Origin of the sequence: Niastella vici, assembly GCF_002077945.1 — a bacterium.
Lineage (GTDB): Bacteria > Bacteroidota > Bacteroidia > Chitinophagales > Chitinophagaceae > Niastella > Niastella vici.
This window is the reverse complement of the sequence record NZ_LVYD01000041.1, coordinates 164,979-178,018: the sequence shown is the minus strand read 5'-3', so window position 1 is coordinate 178,018 and position 13,040 is coordinate 164,979. Positions and strand designations below refer to the sequence as shown.

At 40.4% G+C, this 13,040-nt stretch carries 13 protein-coding genes; 1 reads left to right on the top strand and 12 read right to left on the bottom strand.

Annotated elements, in window-relative coordinates; translation table 11 throughout:
* The first annotated feature begins 94 nt into the window (after positions 1 to 94).
* Positions 95 to 1,399 carry an O-antigen ligase family protein gene (locus A3860_RS10415; RefSeq protein WP_081146614.1) on the top strand — a complete coding sequence of 435 codons (1,305 nt, stop codon included), beginning with the start codon at positions 95 to 97 and terminating at the stop codon, positions 1,397 to 1,399.
* Here A3860_RS10415 and A3860_RS10410 read toward each other — a convergent pair.
* From A3860_RS10410 to A3860_RS10355, 12 genes are all read right to left on the bottom strand, one after another.
* Positions 1,396 to 2,130 (bottom strand): ABC transporter ATP-binding protein, encoded by a 735-nt coding sequence (locus tag A3860_RS10410; protein WP_081146613.1) that lies wholly within the window; start codon positions 2,128 to 2,130, stop codon positions 1,396 to 1,398. The two genes, A3860_RS10415 and A3860_RS10410, sit on opposite strands and share 4 nt — an antisense overlap.
* A gap of 2 nt (positions 2,131 to 2,132) precedes the next feature.
* Positions 2,133 to 2,930, bottom strand: coding sequence for an ABC transporter permease (locus A3860_RS10405; RefSeq protein ID WP_081146612.1), 798 nt, complete (start codon positions 2,928 to 2,930; stop codon positions 2,133 to 2,135).
* Between the two features lie 7 nt (positions 2,931 to 2,937).
* Positions 2,938 to 5,076: a glycosyltransferase gene (locus A3860_RS10400; RefSeq protein WP_081146611.1), complete on the bottom strand. Its 2,139-nt coding sequence runs from the start codon at positions 5,074 to 5,076 to the stop codon at positions 2,938 to 2,940.
* 164 nt (positions 5,077 to 5,240) lie between these two features.
* Positions 5,241 to 6,074, bottom strand: a complete 834-nt coding sequence (locus tag A3860_RS10395; protein ID WP_081146610.1) for a hypothetical protein — start codon at positions 6,072 to 6,074, stop codon at positions 5,241 to 5,243.
* Positions 6,074 to 6,832 carry a rhamnan synthesis F family protein gene (locus tag A3860_RS10390; RefSeq protein WP_081146609.1) on the bottom strand — a complete coding sequence of 253 codons (759 nt, stop codon included), beginning with the start codon at positions 6,830 to 6,832 and terminating at the stop codon, positions 6,074 to 6,076. Before A3860_RS10390 ends, A3860_RS10395 begins: the two co-directional genes overlap by 1 nt.
* A gap of 42 nt (positions 6,833 to 6,874) precedes the next feature.
* A complete protein-coding gene (locus A3860_RS10385) occupies positions 6,875 to 7,846 on the bottom strand; it encodes a glycosyltransferase family 2 protein (RefSeq protein WP_081146608.1) in 972 nt (323 codons plus the stop codon).
* Positions 7,846 to 8,919, bottom strand: coding sequence for a DegT/DnrJ/EryC1/StrS family aminotransferase (locus A3860_RS10380; RefSeq protein WP_262497295.1), 1,074 nt, complete (start codon positions 8,917 to 8,919; stop codon positions 7,846 to 7,848). The genes A3860_RS10385 and A3860_RS10380 overlap by 1 nt, the downstream gene beginning before the upstream one ends.
* Positions 8,920 to 8,951: 32 nt before the next feature.
* Positions 8,952 to 9,500, bottom strand: coding sequence for an acyltransferase (locus A3860_RS42200; RefSeq protein WP_081146606.1), 549 nt, complete (start codon positions 9,498 to 9,500; stop codon positions 8,952 to 8,954).
* A complete protein-coding gene (locus A3860_RS10370) occupies positions 9,497 to 9,907 on the bottom strand; it encodes a sugar 3,4-ketoisomerase (RefSeq protein WP_081146605.1) in 411 nt (136 codons plus the stop codon). Before A3860_RS10370 ends, A3860_RS42200 begins: the two co-directional genes overlap by 4 nt.
* Entirely contained in the window at positions 9,904 to 10,299 is a 396-nt protein-coding gene (locus A3860_RS10365) for a sugar 3,4-ketoisomerase (protein ID WP_081146604.1), read from the bottom strand. The genes A3860_RS10370 and A3860_RS10365 overlap by 4 nt, the downstream gene beginning before the upstream one ends.
* A gap of 7 nt (positions 10,300 to 10,306) precedes the next feature.
* Positions 10,307 to 12,115 (bottom strand): hypothetical protein, encoded by a 1,809-nt coding sequence (locus A3860_RS10360; RefSeq protein WP_081146603.1) that lies wholly within the window; start codon positions 12,113 to 12,115, stop codon positions 10,307 to 10,309.
* Positions 12,116 to 12,282: 167 nt separating this feature from the next.
* Positions 12,283 to 13,017, bottom strand: a complete 735-nt coding sequence (locus A3860_RS10355; RefSeq protein ID WP_081146602.1) for a class I SAM-dependent methyltransferase — start codon at positions 13,015 to 13,017, stop codon at positions 12,283 to 12,285.
* Between the last annotated feature and the right edge of the window lie 23 nt (positions 13,018 to 13,040).

Below are 13,040 nucleotides of genomic sequence, written 5' to 3'. Positions count from 1 at the left end.
CAACATAGCCGTTGCGAATTCGTTAAATGGAAGTTTATTATTCCTGTAAATAACCGGGTAACTGTATTTTTGCCCGTAAAGGAGATTACCCTATATGCGATCCCTGTTTTTGATGGATGATCAGGCTGGTTTACTGACTATAAAGGATAAAATCTTATATATTCTGGTGGTCATATTCCTTGTTACCTTTTACCCCGGCCACATTTCTTCTGTAAACGTTGTAGCGGTAGTTCTTCTAGCTTTATACAGCTTTTTCCTATATAATTCTTTCGGCGAAAAAATAAACCTGCTGCGCCGTCGTAAGGAGGTGGCCGCCATGGCCGTTTTTTATTTACTGCATATTGTGAGTTCCTTTTTTTCGAAAGACCAGGCCGAGGGTTTTTCCTGGGTAGTTATTCGCATGCCTTTATTCGTGTTCCCGGTATCGCTGGGCCTGGTGTATATAAAACAGGAGTTGAAAGAAAGGATCATTTGGGCTTATGCCATCATTACAACGATCACCCTGTTACTATGCAGTGTTTGGGCTGTTTACCAAACTATTGCCAAACGTGATATTACGCTTTTGTATAACGATAACCTTACCGACCTTATCGATAAACAATCTATTTATATTGCCCTGCTGGTGAACCTGGCTGTTTTTGGCTTTGGTTATTTGCTGGCCATTAAATCGAAGCTGGTAACCAGCAAAGGCCTGGTGTATGGCTCCCTGTTTATTTTATTGCTCACCAATTTATTACTGGCCAGCCGTATTGCTATTATTACTTTATACGGCAGTATTATTTGCGCCGCAGTGTGGTATACCATTCAAAAAAAGAAATTGAAGCTGTTGGGGTTTATTGCGGCAGGCATGGCAGTGGTAGCTGTATTATTGATCACCCTCTTTCCGAAAACCCTGGGCCGTTTTCGCGAACTGGAAAATACCCATTATCAATATAACAGTAAGGGGGCCGAACGTCATTTCAATATGGATATTACCCCCGACCAATGGAATGGCGCCAATTTAAGGCTGGCGCTATGGAGCTGTGGCTGGGAACTGGTACAACAAAACCCGGTATTCGGCGTGCAGTTGGGCGACAAGCTGCACCGGCTAATGGAAGTATATGCAGCCAAACATTTTTATATTGCTTATAACAGCCACCGCAACCTGCACAGTAATTACCTCGATATACTGGTAAGTTTTGGCTTTGTTGGGTTTCTGCTGTTCTTATGGGGATTCTTATTTGAGCCCATGCGCCATTGTATCCGAAATAAAGACTATTTCGGATTGTTGGTAATAGTGGCATTCATGCTGTCGTTTATTCCCGAAACCTATTTCGACCGCAGCATGGGTAACATGGTATTTGCCTTCTTTATTGCTTTTATTGTCAGCTACCGGGAGCCGAAAGTGAAGACTGCTTAATGGTTGTCGTCAACATACATCTGGATGGCTTTTTCGGTATCACCAAAGTAAACCAGGCTGCCGTTCTTCATAAAGGCGGTGCGGTTGCAATACTTTTTAACCACCTCCATGCCATGGCTTACGAGGATCACGGTTTTACCTTCTATCCAGCTTGATTCAAATACTTTAATGGCTTTCTCCTGGAATCTCATGTCGCCCACGGCAAAGATCTCGTCGAGGAACATGATGTCGGCGCCTGCATTTACGGCTATAGAGAAGCCGAGGCGGGCCACCATACCCGAAGAAAAGTATTTTATTTTGGTATCTACGAAGTCCCTGAGTTCTGCAAAATCAACGATCTGGTCAAAAATGTTATCAATTTCTTTGATCTTTAACCCGAGTACAGATGCAGATACGTATATGTTTTCCCGTGCGGTGAGCTGATGGCTCATACCCACGCCCAGGTTCATTAATAACGTGTTGCCGTATATGTTTATGCTTCCTGTATCGCAGGGATAAACCCCCGCCAGCAGGCGGATAAGGGTTGATTTACCGCAGCCGTTTCGGCCCAGTAAACCAATACATTCTCCCTTGTATATTTCGAAGTCCATAGTTTTTATGGCTTCTACCTTTTTTGAACGGGGCGGATTAAACAGGTTGAATAACCGGTGCTTTACCGTGTTATGGCTGTCTTCTGAAATGTGAAATGTTTTGCTGATCCCTTTTGCCTGTATTGCCAACGCCTTTGTCATGATTATAGTTTTTCAGCGGCTTTAGATCCCAATTTGTTTAATAGGAAAGTACCGAACATCAATAGCACAATGGCATACGTGAAATCAAATAAAAACAATTTGAAATCGGGATGGGTGCCTTGCATGGTTACCTTCCTTGCATTGATAATAATTCCCGCTATTGGATTCAGGTAGTCAAAATGAGGAAGACTTTCCTGAAATTTTTCGAGCTTATAAAGTATCGGAGACAAAAAGAAAAGTAAGGAAGTGAACACCTGCCATACCTGTGTTATGTCTTTCGCTATAACGTAAATATTAGATAATATCAAAGAAACGGCCAGTGCTAAAATATAAAGATTTATAAAAAGCGGAATAATCCATAAAACATGAATAGTGCTATAGGTTATATTCTTTTCGAGCAAATTATAGAATAACAGGAACATGAGGAAATTGAAAAAGAAGCCGATTGAATTGCTCAGCAAGGTGGAAACGTATATTTCCAGCTTGTTCATGTTGCTGTATTCGTACAGGTATTTTTTTGTATTAAGAATTTGAACGGTTCCGGTAGTAGATTCAAGAAAGAAGTTCCACACTATTAATCCAATAAACAGGTAAGAAGCGAAAGCCGGAATGTTTTGCTTCATGATGGTTTGAAAGGCCACATAATAAATGGCTATATCCATCAACGGTTTTATGAGGGCCCATAACAACCCGAGCTTATTTTCGTAGTATCTTAACTTGAATTCAATTTTGGCCAGCAACCACAACCGCTCAGATTTATTTGAGCGTCTAAACCAGTCCGTTAAAATTGCTATGATCATTAAGTAGTTATTTTTTTAAGCTGAGCGCTATTTTTTTTAACGTCTTGTTTTTCTTTACCAGTGCTTTTAATTTTCTAAATAACCAGCTGTTGTTCTCAGGATTGGTCACTACGGTTACTGCAAAAGATGGGTTATCAAAAAGAAAACCAGGTCCGTTTGCATTTAACAAATTATTTATTTGGGTGGCAAAGGTAGTATAATATGGGCTATGTTTTTCGGCTATATATTTATAGGAGTACAGGAGCTTTTCCCGCGTAATTTTCCGGATCATGGAATCGCCGCGTACCCGGTACAGGAACAGGAATTCGGGCAAAACCACTCCATTATAACCTTTTGATATTAAATGAACTACGCTTTCATAATCTTCTAATCCATAATCTACTTTCTTATCGTTCAAACCGGCTTCCAGGAAGGCCCCCTTTTTGTACACCAAACCGCTGCTGTTTACCGGGTTATGAACCAGGGTATACGGCGGCTGGGGCGTATAAGTAGCCCATTTGCGGTTGGTATCCCCAAAATATTGAACAAAACTTCCCACAAAAAACACATTAGGGTAATGCTTCAGCACCTGCAGGGCTTTTTCGTAATAATCGGGGGCTACCATATCATCTGCATCTAAAAAAGCAAGCCAGTCGCCTGTCGCTTTTTGCGCCCCGTAATTGCGGGTATCGGCCAGTCCTTCGTTTGGCTTATGGAATACTTTTATTCCGCTGGTTTGTTCCAGTTGTTTTAAAACAGCAAGACTTTCTGGTTCCGTACTTCCGTCATTAATGATCAGTATTTCAAGTGGGGAATAAGTTGCCGCTTTTACCGATTGCACACATTCCATTATGTATTTACCCATATTGTAATAGGGTATAACAACACTTAACAGTTCACCGTTGCATGTAACCGGTTTAAATTCATTTTGATACAGGAAAGGAAAGCTGGTTGCCGTATGTTTTGATTGAATGATCTCATTTAATAAAGGCAGTTTTTGCCGGGTGATCACGGCCGGGTCGTACAGGGCGGCCACTTTTTCTTTGGCTGCATGCCCAATGGCAGCTATTTTTTCATCGGGGAGTGATAAAACCAGTTGCAGCTTTTCTTCAAAATCACCGGCAATGGTATGGTCAAATAAAAACCCGCTTACGCCATGGTCTATCATTTCACGCTGACCGCCCTGTACCGAAGCCAGCACTACTTTTCCCAATGCCATGGCTTCAATGACCACATAAGGTAAATTATCTACGATGCTTGGTACCACAATTACATGCGCACTGTGCAGCTCGCTTTCAATGGCCGATGGTTTTATTTTACCATGTAAACGCAACAACCCGTTGCTAATATATTTTTCATATTTCTTCTGGGCTATCTGGCCCATCGTTAATTGTTCGGGATGAAATACGATATCGGTTCCTCCAATAACATGCAATGGATGAGTAAACCCGCTATCCCACAATTTTTTGAAATATGATAATAATTCAAAGCTTCCTTTCTGCGGCGACAGCTTGCCATAATAAATGATCTTATTGCGGTCAATGGCAGGTGCTGGTTTATGGTCTGGTACAATGTATGGATTGCGGATCACTACTTTTTTCCTGCCCGAGATATCAACATATGGTTGTATAGCTTCTATAAGATATTCGGTAGGTGAAATAAGCCAATCGGCCATTTTAATGGCTTCTTTTTCCATTTCACCCGTATGAAAATCGGGGAACCTGTACGTAGGCACCCGGTTGTACTCAAGGTACAAAAAGGCCGGTGAGTGCAGGGTGATCACTACCGGAATATCTTTTACTGCCGGGTACAGCAGGTGTTTGAAATGAAGCAGGTAGTACGCGATACCAAGGTAATCCTGTGCTTCAATAATATCAGGTTTTCCTTCCTGTTGTATTATATGTTGAACAATACTGGCAAACTCGTAACTGAGCCGGGCTGTATAGCCTAAATAATCTGCTGTCTTACTGCGATTGGTGTTAAAATGAATGATCCGGTTGCCCTCGGGCGTATTCATTATTTTATAATCTGAAACGTTGTCGTCGGGTACAAAGGTGGTGATGGCAATTTGCTGTTTAGCCAGCATGCAGGCTGTATGGTAACAGTAGGTGCTGATGCCGCCGCCATGGAAGGGAGGATATTCTGTGGTTAAAAGCCAGTAATTCAACGCTTATTGTTTGATTAGCCGCAATGTAATAAAATATGTAATATAACGCCAGCCGCCCGGTTGCCTTACAGCTGCCGGATGCCGCTAACCGGCCGCAATTTCTTCAATAATCTTTTAAGGATTTGTTATTTAAGGGACCAGTGAGAATATTAATGTTTTTCTAATCAGTCGCGGTATTTCTTTACTTTATCGCTGAACAGCGATTTGAATGAGCGTTTTCCTATAAAGACTTTTATAATATGACCCAGGCGCTTGTACCAAAGGGGAAGCACCTCGTATTCGCTGTTGTAATAGTTTTGAAGTGCGGTTGCCTGCGATTGGGAACGCAGGATCTGGTTGTGCGATACCTGGTTGCTGATCTCCTGTTGGGCTGCCTGGCAAAACAGTTCCAATTGTTGTACCTGCTTTCTTAATTGCCGGTTCTGCTTTTTCAGCATGAAAAGACCGGCATTTTGCTGCTCCAAAAGGGTTTCTTCTGCTTCCAGTGCCTGGTTAATGTTTTCCAGCGCCGGCAGTTGTGATACGTTTACATAAAGTATGTCTGACGAAATGTTGGGTGATTGTAACCAGCCTTTATAGATAGCTGTTATTGCCGGCTTTTCATCGCTTGTATACCTGTTTTGTATAGTTGTAGCCAACGTAAACTGTACTACAGGAAATGCCTGTGCTTTGGCGCTTTGCTGCAACAATTCGATCCCTGCCTGTAGCACCGGCTCATTTTCCCCTTCCAAAATAATTTGTGGTGTTCCGCCTGGTTTATGGTAATTGCTGAAAAAAAAGAAGGCAATGATATTGTTAGCCTGGTCAATGCTCAGTTGTTCCTGCAATTGCAACAGAAGGCAAAAAGGTTGATTGATCAAATATTGTTCTGCAATCTGGAACAGATGGGTATTGATATCGCCAGCGTTAAGCCGCAATGCAATAGTTGCATCTGGCACGGCCTTAACTGGTTGTTGAATAATGCGCGGTGTTATTATATAATAAATGTCGTGCAGCATTATATCCCCCTGATTTGATATCCTTTATTAGTTACTATCCAGCACAACAACCGCTCCCAGGCATGGGTAATGGTAGGGCCATCTATATCGGTCACATTACCGCTGTCGAGTTCGCTACGGATCTGCAAAGGCGGGTTTTGTTTGAAAAAATCTTCGAATAACGATGCCTTCACCCAGAACATGGTGCCGGCTACATATTGCAGGCCGGGCGGTTGTATGTTGTATTTGGTCTTTAGCGATTGAATAAGCGCTGAATCAATATATGCATTGCGTTTTTGCTCATTGTCTACTTCATTGCGGATGGCATTTTTAGAAGCCACAATGCCTGTTTGGGGATCGCTGTTGAAAAGGTCGATTATTTTCTGTTGAAAGGAATTTTCTGCAATACGGAACAGATCTTTTTTCCACTGGTTACTATGGGTGTGGTATGGACTGTGTTTGTCGTGCAGCAATAGTATATAGTCGCTTTGCACACCCATTTTTAAATAAGTATCCATGAGCACTAGTTTTCCGCCGATATCCTTGCCTTTGTTGGTTGATTCTTTTTTGTACAGGTGCTGCAGGTTTGAACCGGTTACAGGTTCCTGTTCCCCGGATCCGCCCTTTTTTTGCATGATCCTGTACCAGGAGTCGGCCACGCAATTATAAAATAAATAAAAGGGCAGGGTGAGCTCCTGGTTAAAATAAGTCATCCATTCCCGGTCGTTGCCGTAATAGTTGTGGAAGAAAACAGATAATATGGGTGTGTTTTTTCCCACCGTAATTTTTGTTGAGTAATAATTTTGTTTAGTCTTAATAAATTAGTTACTCTCAGAAGTTTTGTTAACCGGGTTATCTTTTATTAGAAATCCAGGCCGACCTTTTACTTCTTCGAAAATTCTATAAATATATTCTGCTATTATGCCTAGGCTCAGGAGGATCAATCCGGAGAAGAAAGCAACGATAACTACTGTTGACGTCCAACCCGGGAAATTTTTTAAGTGCCAGAATTTGTTGTTCCCGAAGAACCTCGCATAAGTTAATAGCAAGATCAAGCCTATAGATAAAACAAAAAACAGCAACCCAAGATTGGTAATAAATTTTATTGGCCAGGAACTACTGCTATAGAAAAGGTCTTTTGCCAGATTTATTTTCTTCTTCAGTGTCCATCTCGATTTTTTATTATTGCCTTTAGACCGGTCGTAGGCAACATAAACCGGGTTAAAGCCCAACCGGAGAATCTCAGTTATTGAGGTAGTACGACGGGGACTGATATAATTATTCATTATATCAATTATTTCCTTGTCGATGAAAAAAGTATCAGCACCGCCTATTGGGAATTTAATATCTGCGATACTATTGAATATTCTGTAGAATAATGTAGCAAACAATTTCGAAAAGAACGGGTCCTTTCTGTTGTTCCTGTATGGAATAACCACCTTGTGGCCTTTTTCCCACAACCTGTACATTTCAACGAGTGATGAATAGGGTTGTTGCTCATCATCTGCAATGAGCGCACAGCAACCGCCTTTAGCCACGCTCAACCCGGCAAAAGCGGCATAGTGGCTGGTATAATTCCTGCTTAACTGAAAAGCGCGTACGTTCTTATTATTTTTTTCGAGTTCCCTGGCTATTTCGAATGAGTTATCTTTTGATCCATCATCAATTATAATAAGTTCAAAAGGTATTTGCTCAGCTTCAAGAATTTGCCTAAGCTTTTCATATGCAATATTTAGCTTGTGCTGAGAATAATAGCAGAGAATTATAATTGATAATGTTTTATTATCTCCCATTATATAGTTTTAAAGAAATTCAAAATTGCCGCCGAGACATAATCAACATGTCTTTTCTCCATACCGGGCCATAAAGGCAGGCTAAGGCATGTATCAGCAAGTTTTTCTGCAAGAGGAAAGTCTCCTTTTTTATGGTTCAGGTGTGCATAAGCCTTTTGAAGGTGTGGAGGAACCGGGTAGTGGATAAGGGTACCAATGTTGTTTTCAGTTAAATATTTTTGTAACTGATCTCGGTACTGGGTTTGAACAACGTATAAGTGATATACATGTGTTGCTCCGGGAGTTGTAAAAGGTAAAATTAAATCGCCTGCATTATTGAGTGTTTCATTGTACCAGGAAGCGATTTGCTGTCGTTGTTGTGTCCAGGCGTCTAAATGTTTAAGTTTAACCGCGAGGAAGGCGGCCTGTAGTTCATCCATTCGCATGTTATGGCCTATAACATCGTTGTAATACTTTTTATGTGAACCATAATTGCGCAATACCCTTACTTTTTGAGCAAGATCGGCATCGTTTGTTGTTACACCTCCGGCATCCCCTAATGCGCCAAGGTTTTTACCAGGATAAAAGCTGGTGCCGTTTAAATGTCCCCAACTTCCGGTTATTTTATTGTTGAAGGTTGCGCCGTGTGCCTGGGCATTATCCTCTATAACATACAACTCGTGACGGTCGGCCATTTTCATAATTTCTTCCATATTACATGCCTGGCCATACAGGTGAACAGGCATGATGGCTTTAGTTCTGGAAGTAATAGCCGCTTCAATTTTTGAAGGGTCTATGTTATAGGATTGTGGATCTGGCTCAACTAATACGGGTGTAGCGTCGACATACGAAACGGCCAACACCGTTGCTATGTAGGTATTAGAAGGAACTATCACTTCCATGCCTGGGCCTATTTCCAAAGCCTGAAGGGCCAGATGAAGGGCATCTAATCCATTACTTACGCCAACGGCAAAGTTTGTTTTATTATAAGCAGCATAGTTGCTTTCAAATTCTTCCAGTTCTTTCCCCAGAAGGTACCAGTTTCTATTCAAAACACGGGAAAAAGAATTTTTCAACTCCTCTGAAATGGGCATGTGCATATTCGAAAAATCTAAAAACGGAATGTTCATAGCTGCTTCAGTGTATTATTTTCTATAATAAAGACTTCTCCTTCGGTAGAATACCATTTACCATCTTTAGCCTGCAATTTATTCCCCTTTTGATCAACCCAACCTGTAATTCTGGCTGGGTTACCTGTTACCAGGGCAAAGGGCGGTACATTTTTCGTTACTACGGTGCCGGCGCCAATCAATGCAAACTCGCCAATAGTAATACCTCCTAATATTATAGCTCCTGCACCGATGGAAGCATTTTTATGTATAATAGTTTGTAAAAAATGTTCTGGATATTGTTTTGATCTCGGGTACTTATCGTTCGTGAATGTTGTATTAGGGCCTATGAATACGTTGTCTTCAATCACGATGCCATCCCACAGATAAACACCTGATTTAATAGTCACATTATTGCCAACGACTACATCATTTTCAATAAATGTGTGGCAATTGATGTTACAATTATTGCCTATGACCGCCTTTTCCAGAACTATGGCATATTGCCATATGGCGGTGTTTTCGCCTATGTTTTTGCTTTTAACGTCTGATAGTGGGTGTATCATGGCTTTTTTAATCGGATGAATTCATTGTAATCCCTGATATAATCCTTTTCATTATATTCTTGCGAAGCAAGTACCAGGCATATTGCTCCCGAAGAAAAATTAATTTCGGATGCCCATATACCTGGCGGAATATGTAGTCCCATATAAGGCCGGTTTAACTGAACCTGTCTTTTTGTTCTGCCATCATCCATAAGTACTTCAAAAGCCCCACTTGCAGCAACAAGGAATTGATGGCATTCTTTATGTGCATGTGCTCCACGTGATTCTCCGCCGGGTATGTCATAAAGGTAAAAGACCCTTTTGATATCAAAAGGAATTTCAGTACTATTATTTACTGCTGAAATATTGCCTCTGGGATCTGAGATCTTTGGCATTGAGATCAGGGAGCAGTCAAAAACGGTGATCAAAGTTTAAAGTTTTTATATTCCTGAAAATCGTACAAATAATCCGTTGCGTCATACACTGTATTGGTTACATGCAGGCCCAATGCGTTGGTAGAAAAGTTTTCAATATGTCTCCAGGTTAAAGGAGAAAGATATAACCCATAATATGACCGGTTAAGATGAATCTTTTCCTCCTCTCCGTTTTGAGTTGTTATTATTACATCAAAGCTGCCACTAAGCGCTATGATAATTTCTTCCTGTTTTATAAAGGCATGTCCCCCTCTTGTTTCCCCACCCGGAACATCATAGGTCCAGAAAACTCGTTTTATTTCAAATGGCACCTGAGCGGGATGTTGCAGGAACGTGAGGTTACCACGAGGATCAAGGACTTTGGGTAATGTAAGTAATTTGTACATAGTTATATTACTTATTTGAAAAAGTCAGGTAATTAAAAATAAGGCCGAGGGTCCTTGTATCGGTTGACCCGCTGTTTAATTCCTGTGGTTTAAAAGGCTGATTTTTTATTGTCGCTTTAAAAAACACTTTCTGATCATCAAATGCGAAAAAATATTCGTAGCCATCTCCTACTTTGTTGGCAAGGTATGGAGTTATGTTGTCGTTCAATATAAGCTGTGGATTATCAGCCCGCGGTGAATAGTATTTCAACTTCACTTTTATTGTGTCTTGTACAGTATACAAGTTCGGTAAAAAAATAATACTATTCCCATTTGTCCAACGTAAAGGACCGTTCTGATCCTGTTCAACATCGTAAATGCCTACTCCACGGGCTTTATCGCAGGTAAGGATATAGTTGTCGAGTTTTGTTTCCGGTTTAAATACATTGAGCTTGTGCCTTATCATGCAGGTCCTGGCCCTGGAAGTAATATCATTATTATTTCCCATTAAAGTTTCAAGGTGCTCATTCAGCTTCATGTTATCAGCCATTTGCATGAAAGAGTTTTTCCGGTAAGGGGCCATTCGCCATTCGTCTTTGTATGTGATGAGATTAAAAATGAAAATGAATAGCACAGGTAAGGCACATAATATCTTCTGAGATATTTTAATCGTTTTATATTGCCTCATTTGAAGCAGAAAAAAAGTACTTACCCCTAAAGTGCCAGTAAAGGACAACGCCGAATAGCGCGAAGAGCCGCCATAAAACACGTCATTAAAGCTCATTCTTCCTACTGTTACCGTGGCATAAAAAATTATAGTGCTAATGATCATGTTAATTGCAAATACCCCTTCCGGCCTTTTGCGTTTAATGAACAGGTAAATGGTATAACCATAAATTATAAAAAGTATTAAACCCAATACAGGTAACAGGTCCATCATATAGGATGTGGCCGGGTAATCATCTTTGGCAATTAAAGTACCAGCATTTGCTATTAAATAGAATTTGATGAAGTATATCGGGTCCGTAAATATCTTTTTTATTGAGCCGCCAAGATTACTGCTCATATTTACCTTTCCGTAGTCATAATACGGGTTTCTAATAGCATACTGCTCAAATATATAATTGATGAGTATTGAAAAAACAAACAGGCCAATCGTAAGGAATAGCGCAGTCTTCCATTTTTTGAGATCGATCTTTCCCCTGAATACTTTGTAGTTAATTAGGAGTTGTATTAATATGGAAGCCAGGAATGGTAATATGTATGGGGTTGTTTCTATTATTCCCAATACCGCAAGTCCGGTGTATAATGGACTGTAATATTTATTAATGAACGGTGTGTTCTGCTCAGTGAAATAATATTTATGGGTAATACTCACGCAAACAAATCCAAACCAAATAACCATGTAATGGCTGAAACCGCCACTCCATAATGATAGCTCCCACTTTGTAAAGCAAAAGATAATAAAGCTGGCCAAAAATGTAAAGATTAGTTTAGCTCTTTTGTCGAAGAAATTAAGATGAGCTTTGCAGTAATAATAAGCAATGGCAGCCAGAATAAACCCGCTTACTATATTTTCCAGGTAGGTGTTGTATGAAAGAAGCTTACAATTTAAAAAAAACAGGATGTTGGAAATAAAGATCAGGAATGGCGACCGGTAATAGTAATCGTTTAAAGTTGCATTATGCTCAAGCATATGTTTAATATTGCCTGCCAGGAACTGCATTTGGTCCATATAAGCCACGTCATAATAGGCCCTGAAAAGCCAAAGCAGGTAAATGGTCAGAAAAAAGGCGATCGGCAGCAGATAAAGCTTGTTTTTTAAGGATTTAAACATATTTCAATTTTAAACTAATTAGCTGGTAATGCCGGTAAATGCAGCCATGACTCGTGCACTATAATTCTTTTTTTATTTTATAGGGCAGTCAGGGTTGCTTCCTTTATATAAAATATAAAGGGTGGATATTGAATGTCCATCCTTTATATTTGTCCGAACAGAAATTCTTAACAATTCCTGCTGCTTAACAATGCAAAAGCTCTTTCATCGTGATTATTATCGCGGGGATTTGATTTTTTTGTGTCGCCCACAGTGACCAGTTCTGTTACATTCCAGCCTGTTCTTTCAAAAATCCTGCGCAAGCCGGTTTCGCTGAAGATCCAGTAATTGGTAGAATCGTTATTTGATTCAGTTGGTAACAGTAAATAGGCTATGGAGTTCTTTTCCATCAGTATGCCGTCTGGGGTATATTTGGCAATTCTCGTGCTAACTATTAGGTTCCTGGCTTTCTTGCTTAATGTTTCCAGGATGTAGTACGGGTTTTTAATGTGGTATAATATGCCCAGGAAGAATATCAGGTCATATGTTTTTTCAAGACCAGGAAATTGCGAATCAAGGTCTCTTTCATAAATATTGATATTTGATTTCAGGTGATCTTTTAGAATTTTAGCACCCCGCAAATGGTTGAAGTTGGTGGGCGGGTAATCGATAATGTCTGCATGATAGCCCAATGTTTCCAAATAAAATGCCAGATCGCCATCTGCCGCACCAATGTCAAGTGTTTGCTTGGATTGGCCGATCAATGTTTCAAGAGGGAATTTATTAAATATAGACCTGAGATGGATAAAGTTGTTCAATGTGCCATAAGGGTACCAGGAAACCTGGTCCTTTAAGGTTTCTTTTATTGCGTCCAGTTCGTTGTTATAGGCCATCGCCTTATGTTCAAGTTCAGTACCGTTCATGAGAATTTGAATTTGGAGGATTT

What these genes read in the sequence shown, in the direction of transcription:
- A3860_RS10355 (WP_081146602.1), bottom strand. Translation starts at nt 13,017, where the DNA reads ATGAACGGTACTGAACTTGAACATAAGGCGATGGCCTATAACAACGAA.
- A3860_RS10395 (WP_081146610.1), bottom strand. Translation starts at nt 6,074, where the DNA reads ATGCTGCACGACATTTATTATATAATAACACCGCGCATTATTCAACAA.
- A3860_RS10365 (WP_081146604.1), bottom strand. Translation starts at nt 10,299, where the DNA reads ATGTACAAATTACTTACATTACCCAAAGTCCTTGATCCTCGTGGTAAC.
- A3860_RS10360 (WP_081146603.1), bottom strand. Translation starts at nt 12,115, where the DNA reads ATGTTTAAATCCTTAAAAAACAAGCTTTATCTGCTGCCGATCGCCTTT.
- A3860_RS10385 (WP_081146608.1), bottom strand. Translation starts at nt 7,846, where the DNA reads ATGGGAGATAATAAAACATTATCAATTATAATTCTCTGCTATTATTCT.
- A3860_RS10380 (WP_262497295.1), bottom strand. Translation starts at nt 8,919, where the DNA reads ATGCCCATTTCAGAGGAGTTGAAAAATTCTTTTTCCCGTGTTTTGAAT.
- A3860_RS42200 (WP_081146606.1), bottom strand. Translation starts at nt 9,500, where the DNA reads ATGATACACCCACTATCAGACGTTAAAAGCAAAAACATAGGCGAAAAC.
- A3860_RS10410 (WP_081146613.1), bottom strand. Translation starts at nt 2,130, where the DNA reads ATGACAAAGGCGTTGGCAATACAGGCAAAAGGGATCAGCAAAACATTT.
- A3860_RS10405 (WP_081146612.1), bottom strand. Translation starts at nt 2,930, where the DNA reads ATGATCATAGCAATTTTAACGGACTGGTTTAGACGCTCAAATAAATCT.
- A3860_RS10415 (WP_081146614.1), top strand. Translation starts at nt 95, where the DNA reads ATGCGATCCCTGTTTTTGATGGATGATCAGGCTGGTTTACTGACTATA.